Genomic DNA, 1159 nt, shown 5'->3' with positions numbered 1-1159 from the left:
TGAAATTAAACTGGCAGTGATAGAGTCGGTTCAAACAGATGGTTTATCCGCTCGGGAAGCAATGATTAAATTCGACCTTAAAAGCCCATCACAGGTATTTAATTGGTTGCGTCAATATCGAGAGCACGGTATAGATGGATTAAAACCGAAGCCTAAAGGACGAACCAAACTTATGCCTAAACCGATCAAACTCTCTAAGGCAGACCAAGATAAAACCCAAAAAGAGTTACTGGAAGAATTAGCATATTTACGTGCAGAGAATGCCTTTTTAAAAAAGCTGAAAGCCTTAAGGCTGGAACAGGAAGCAAAAGAAGCTGCCGAACAGCAGCGCTTGCAGGACTTATATCAGGATTAAGGCAAACCTACTCATTAAAGCATTTATTACATGCAGCCAAGATGTCACGCAGTACTTACTATTACCATGTGCAAATATATAAACATGAAGATCAAGATTATGATTTGAAAAAGAAAATCAGGGTAATCTATCATCAGCATAAAGGAAGATATGGTTATCGTAGGATTACCCTTGCCTTGAGGAATTTAGGTTTGGTGATCAATCATAAGTGTGTTCAACGATTGATGCAGTCTATGCAACTTAAATCACGTGTCAGAGCCACGAAATATCGCTCTTACAAAGGACAAGTGGGCAAGATTGCAGACAATGTATTACAACGTCAATTTAAGGCAGAACAGCCCAACCAGAAATGGGTAACTGATGTGACTGAGTTCAATGTTCGGGGAGAGAAGCTTTATCTATCACCAGTCATGGATTTATTTAATGGCGAAATCATAGCTTTCCATATTCAACGCAGACCAGTATTTGGATTGGTGAAAGATATGCTCAAGAAAGCTATAGATAAACTAAAACCTGATGACAAACCGATGATCCATTCAGATCAGGGATGGCAATACCAAATGCATTATTATCAAGAACAATTGAAACAGAATGGCTTAACACAAAGTATGTCACGTAAAGGAAATTGTTTAGACAATGCCTCTATGGAAAGCTTCTTTGGAATACTGAAATCAGAGTGTTTTTATGGAGAAGAATTTAAATCCATTGATGAACTGGAACAAGTCGTGAAAAAATACATCCACTATTACAACCATGATCGAATCAAGGTGAAACTAAAAGGACTGAGTCCTGTACAGTACAGAA

At 38.1% G+C, this 1159-nt stretch carries 1 pseudogene; it reads left to right on the top strand.

Going from position 1 to position 1159, the window contains the following annotated elements:
* Positions 1 to 1159, top strand: a pseudogene (locus N5J47_RS18080) (IS3 family transposase); the annotation flags it as partial.

Origin of the sequence: Acinetobacter sp. GD03645 (assembly GCF_029845285.1) — a bacterium.
Classification (GTDB): Bacteria; Pseudomonadota; Gammaproteobacteria; order Pseudomonadales; family Moraxellaceae; genus Acinetobacter; species Acinetobacter corruptisaponis.
Note: the sequence above shows the minus strand (reverse complement) of the source record. Positions and strands in the feature narration are given on the sequence as shown.